The organism is bacterium (genome assembly GCA_040755795.1).
GTDB lineage: Bacteria > UBA9089 > CG2-30-40-21 > CG2-30-40-21 > SBAY01 > JBFLXS01.
Map to the genome: position 1 here is coordinate 1 of JBFLXS010000296.1, position 5,125 is coordinate 5,125.

8 protein-coding genes and 1 pseudogene are annotated in these 5,125 nt (G+C 35.5%); 2 read left to right on the plus strand and 7 right to left on the minus strand.

What is annotated here, in order from left to right:
* Window positions 1-191 precede the first annotated feature (191 nt).
* Entirely contained in the window at window positions 192-821 is a 630-nt protein-coding gene (gene jag / locus AB1414_15155; protein ID MEW6608759.1) for an RNA-binding cell elongation regulator Jag/EloR, read from the minus strand.
* A 78-nt stretch (window positions 822-899) separates the two neighbouring features.
* Here jag and AB1414_15160 point away from each other — a divergent pair.
* Together AB1414_15160 and AB1414_15165 are read left to right on the plus strand one after the other, a co-directional pair.
* Window positions 900-962: pseudogene (locus AB1414_15160) on the plus strand (alpha/beta hydrolase).
* Complete coding sequence (locus AB1414_15165; GenBank protein MEW6608760.1) at window positions 949-1,011, plus strand: hypothetical protein; 63 nt, start codon at window positions 949-951, stop codon at window positions 1,009-1,011. Before AB1414_15160 ends, AB1414_15165 begins: the two are co-directional and overlap by 14 nt.
* Here the strand turns inward: AB1414_15165 and yidC are convergent.
* The 6 genes from yidC to aroC form a co-directional block, all read right to left on the minus strand.
* Window positions 985-2,589 carry a membrane protein insertase YidC gene (yidC, locus tag AB1414_15170; GenBank protein MEW6608761.1) on the minus strand — a complete coding sequence of 535 codons (1,605 nt, stop codon included), beginning with the start codon at window positions 2,587-2,589 and terminating at the stop codon, window positions 985-987. The genes AB1414_15165 and yidC overlap by 27 nt on opposite strands.
* Before the next feature lie 10 nt (window positions 2,590-2,599).
* The gene (locus AB1414_15175; GenBank protein MEW6608762.1) at window positions 2,600-2,698 is read right to left on the minus strand and encodes a hypothetical protein; all 99 of its coding nucleotides are present in this window, start codon (window positions 2,696-2,698) and stop codon (window positions 2,600-2,602) included.
* A gap of 463 nt (window positions 2,699-3,161) precedes the next feature.
* Window positions 3,162-3,368 (minus strand): membrane protein insertion efficiency factor YidD, encoded by a 207-nt coding sequence (gene yidD / locus AB1414_15180; GenBank protein MEW6608763.1) that lies wholly within the window; start codon window positions 3,366-3,368, stop codon window positions 3,162-3,164.
* Window positions 3,340-3,717, minus strand: a complete 378-nt coding sequence (rnpA, locus tag AB1414_15185; GenBank protein MEW6608764.1) for a ribonuclease P protein component — start codon at window positions 3,715-3,717, stop codon at window positions 3,340-3,342. The genes yidD and rnpA overlap by 29 nt, the downstream gene beginning before the upstream one ends.
* 4 nt (window positions 3,718-3,721) lie before the next feature.
* Window positions 3,722-3,856, minus strand: a complete 135-nt coding sequence (gene rpmH, locus AB1414_15190) for a 50S ribosomal protein L34 (GenBank protein ID MEW6608765.1) — start codon at window positions 3,854-3,856, stop codon at window positions 3,722-3,724.
* A gap of 262 nt (window positions 3,857-4,118) precedes the next feature.
* Window positions 4,119-5,125, minus strand: a 1,007-nt coding sequence (gene aroC, locus AB1414_15195; GenBank protein MEW6608766.1) for a chorismate synthase, incomplete at its 5' end; no start/stop codon positions are given.

Below are 5,125 nucleotides of genomic sequence, written 5' to 3' on the forward strand. Positions count from 1 at the left end.
ATAACCGATAACTTTCTAAACATAGCAAAGCAAACTTAACAAAGCAATAGGTTGTTCACCACCTTATTTTCCTTCCTTTGCGTCCTTTGCGAAATCTTCCTTTGTGCTCTTTGCGGTTAAATCTTTACACCTTTAAAAAACTTGAACATCAAGTAAAAGGAACCGTCCCCAAAAAGGTAATTATTTACTCATTATTTAGGTGAAATTACCACTCTTCGTTCTATTCCCTCACCGACGCTTTCTGTTTTTACCTGAGGATGATTTTGTAATGTTGAGTGAATAACATATCGTTCCTGGGACGGCATTGGTTCTAATTCAATCTTCTGTTTTGTTTTAATAACCTCTTGAGCCGTTTTTCTGGCTAAACCAATCAGGACATCAGCTCGTCTAATACGGTAGTCTTCAGTATCGACAACAATTCTTTTTTTGAGTTCTCCGCCACTTTTCTGATTAGATATCAAAGTAACAATTTCTTGAAGGGCATTAAGTGTTTGTCCTCGTTTGCCAATAAGAATAGCCGCATCATCAGTTTTAATTTCTAAATTGACTATTTCCGGTGTCTCTTTTATAATTACCTCTGCTTTTATCTCCATTAATTCTAAAATCCGACTTAATATTTCTTTACTCAATTCGCCGATTCCACTGTTTTTAAAAAGACTTACCTTCACCTTAACCAATTTTGATGCTCCAAAACCAAATAATCCTTTATTTTCTTCCTCCATTACTTCAATCTTGACCTCTTCTTTTGCCGCACCTAAAGTTTTCAATGCCTTCTCAATTGCCTCATCTGCCGTTTTTCCTGTTTCCTCTACAAATCTCATAATTTTTACCTCCTATTTTCTGGTAATTGGTAAATGGTGAATGGTAAATGGTAATTAGTTACCAGTTACCAATTACCAATTACCAGTTACCAATTACCAGTTACCAGTTACCAATTACCAATTACCAATTACCAATTACCAGTTACCAATTACCAATTACCAGTTACTTTTCTATTCCTTTATTAATTAAATATTGCTCACCGATAGTGAGTATATTTTGAATCAGCCAGTATAAAACTAAGCCAACCGGGAAACTCAAGAAGATAAATGTAAAAAATATAGTCATCAGTTGTCCTATTTTAGCCTGATTAGGGTCTGTTGTTGGAGTCATTTTTTGCTGGATAAACATTGTTGCCCCCATTAAAATTGGCAGGATAAAAAATGGGTCTTGTGAAGATAAATCCTGCCAGATAAGAAAATTCGCCCCTCTTAATTCTATACACTGTTTCAAGGCATTAAATAAGGCAAAAAATACCGGCATTTGCAAAAGCATTGGCAAACAGCCACCTAAGGGATTAACCTTATATCTTTTATAAAGCTCCATCATCTCACGATTTAAGGTTTCTTTGTCTTCTTTATGTTTTTCCTTTAATTTCTCTAATTCAGGATGAAGTGCCTTCATTTTCTTTTGCATATCTTTCATTATGATAAAATTTTTCCTGGTCAATGGATGGAGTAAAATTTTAATCATAAAGGTTAAAAGAATAATAGCAATTCCATAATTATGTGTCAGGTTATAAAGTTTTTTTAAGATAAAACGGATTACTCCGGCTAAAACATCTATTCCTGTTAATCTTTCTGCCCCAAAGGTTAATGATTTTAGAATATCTATATCCTTGGGTCCACCATAAACCCTAAAATTAAAAGAGCAAGTTTTGCCAGGCAAAAGATGGACTTCAGGAATGACTAAACCCATTATTAATTGGCCATCGAGTTTTTTTGTAAATATAGCCTTTTCAACAAATTCAGTTGGTAGCAAGATATTTAAGAAATATTGACTCTCGCAAGCTATCCAACCGATTTTACCCTCTTTTATCCTGACAGAATCTTCTGGTGGAGTAGGGGAAATTAATCCTATTGCAGACAACATCCCATCTAAAAATCCTTTAGATTTATGTTGAATTTTTTCCATTTTACCATCCAGGAAACACTCTTGACCAAGAATAGTTGAATGAGAGGCAGTAGCATAACGAGGATTGGCAGGAACTTCCCATTGCAATAACAAATCTTGCTTTTCCAGAGGAATCTCTGAATTATTTACGACCTTTATATGGACATCTATAGCATAAGAATCAGGGTAAAAGGAAAATTGTTTAATTACTTCTACCTGCGGCATATTTACAACCTGATAAACAAATTCCTTTATCCCATTGTCTAATGTTGAAAAGTTAGTCGTGATAAGTTCATTATTCCCTAATAAAATAGTTAAGGGAGGATTACCCTGTGGATTAACCAATTCTACAAGGTCAGTGTTTTTCTCTTTGAATTGAAATAATTTCCAGCTGCTAATTTTCCCATCAGGACTTAATTTTATCGAAGTTAAATTTGTTCTGATTAATAATTCTTCTTCCTTGATTTTCAGTCCATGTTTTTCTATTTCTTCAACCGTAGTTTTTGTCGGTAATAATTTAGTCGAAAGGATTTTTTCCTTTTTTATTGGCTTTTTAACTAAATTTTGTCTTTTTACCGTCTCATTGTAATAAAATAAATTATACAAGAAAAGGACTAAAACAGACAGGACAATAGCTAATAACAATCGTTTTTCCATTTATAAGATATTATCTCCCTTTAATTTGGTAATTGGTAACTGGTAATTGGTAATTGGTAATTGGTAACTGGTAATTGGTAATGGTAACTGGTAATTGGTAACTGGTAATTGGTAATTGGTAACTGGTAACTGGTAATTGGTAATTGGTAATTGGTAACTGGTAATTGGTAATTGGTAACTGGTAACTGGTAATTGATAATTGGTAACTGGTAATTGGTAATTGGTAACTGGTAATTGGTGAATGGTAATTAGTAACCGTTCAGGATATAGTCACAGAGCCGCAGAGAACACAGAGGGAATATATAATCACGAATGAATCCCGGTAGATGTTTTACTATCTAACGAGAATGAACCCAAATCTCCCTGAACAACAAAAGGATTTGTAGTGCGAGGTTTTAACCTCGCTTCTGGCAAGCCAGAAGGCGAACCTAAAGGTTCGCACTACATTTATGGGCTATCACAGGTTAATTCGTATCCTTATGTGACTAATTTCCTTAATTCTCTGTGAACTCTGTGCCTCTGTGGCTGAATGCTTACGGTAATTACTTAAATGGTTACCAGTTACCAATTCTTCAGGCAGGGTCGTAGCCCCCAGGATGAAAAGGGTGACATTTCAGAAGTCTCAAACCAGCCCGCCATAACCCTTTCATCACTCCATACCTGGTAATTGCCTCATAAGTATAATGAGAGCAACTTGGGAAAAATCTACAGGTAGGAAGAAAGAGGATAGAGATATATTGTTGATATATCTTAATTAATAAAAGTAGGCTTTTTCTTATCATTCAATCCTGCCCTTTTGAATAAACTTAACAGTTCCCTTTCTACATCTTTAAAATTAAGTAATTCAACAGATTCGTTTTTTAGCACAACAACCAGGTCAACTCCACCAATCAAGCTATTTTTGTTTAATCGATATGCCTCTCGTAATAATCTTTTAATACGATTTCTTTTAACTGCCTTACCAACTTTCTTGCGACTAATAGAAAAACCTATTCTTGTTAGAGAGTTAGAAGTGGGGATGACAAATAGAATCAAGTTTTTACTATGATACCTTTTTCCGCTGGTATAGACATTTTGAAAATCCTTAGTTTGCAGTAGTCGTTCTTTTTTAGTAAATTTATAATCCATAGCCTTATGGAGTTAATCTGGTGCGGTCTTTGGCTCGTCTTCTTTTTAAAATCTTTCTTCCACCCACAGTGCTCATTCTTTCCCTAAATCCATGTGTTCTTGCCTTTTTTCGATTAGAAGGCTGAAAAGTTCTTTTCATCAAAAATCTCCTCTCTTTGCAAAATTCGTATTAAACACCTACATAATATTTTATCGTAAATTTCCTTTTCTGTCAAGAAAAACTTTACCACGAATTAAACGAATTTTACGAATGAATATTAATTATTAGAATAATGTACCGTTCAGGTAGTCTGGTGTCTGGGTTACATAGACTACCAGACACTTAGACACCCTTTAATTCGTCCAATTCGTGAAATTCGTGGTATATTATACTTTCCTATATCCTCAAGAAAAAGTTTTATTTATATTTTTTTAACATATTCTATGTAATTATGGTAATTTTTTTTCATTTCATCCAGGCTATCGCCGCCGAATTTTTCTTGCATGGCTTTACATAATTCAATAGCCACGACGGATTCTCCAACCACAGATGCAGAAGGCACAGCACAGACATCTGAGCGTTCATAACTTGCTATAGTTGGTTCTTTGGTCTGGAAATTAACTGAGGCAAGTGGTTTTCTTAAAGTTGGAATAGGCTTCATCACTGCCCGTAAAACGATAGGTTGGCCATTGGTTACACCACCTTCTAATCCACCCGCATGATTTGTCTTTCTGAAAAAACCTCTGGTTTTGTTGTAAAATATTTCATCATGAACCTTTGAGCCAGGTGTTTTCGCACATTCAAACCCTAATCCTATTTCTATACCTTTAATTGCAGGAATACTCATTACGGCACAGGCTAATCGGGCATCAAGTCGTTTATCCCATTGTGAATAACTCCCTAAACCAATTGGAACACCAATTGCCATAACTTCAAATATTCCACCGACAGTATCGCCTTCTTTTTTTGCCTCCTCAATCAATTTAATCATCTCTGTTTCTGCCTCTTTATCCGCACATCGTAAAAGTGAGATTAAAACTCTTTCTTTGAGCGTCTCAAAATTTTTCTCCTCAAGATTTGCCTGGACATCTCCTATTTGAAGGACATGGCTGAGTAACTGGATATTAAATTCACGCAGAAGTGTTTTGGCAATAGCGGCTACGGCAACCCTGGCCGCAGTTTCGCGGGCACTGGCTCTTTCTAAGACATTCCGCAGGTCTTTGTGTCCATATTTTATCGCTCCGGCTAAATCTGCATGTCCTGGTCGCGGTGAAATAGCCGTTTCTTCAAACTCAAACTCTGATTCCATCGTAGGACTCATTACCTTTTCCCAATTTTCCCAATCTTTATTTGGAATAATCAGAGTAATTGGGCTACCCAGTGTAAGATTATGCCTTATTCCGGACAGAACTTCCACATAGTCTTTTT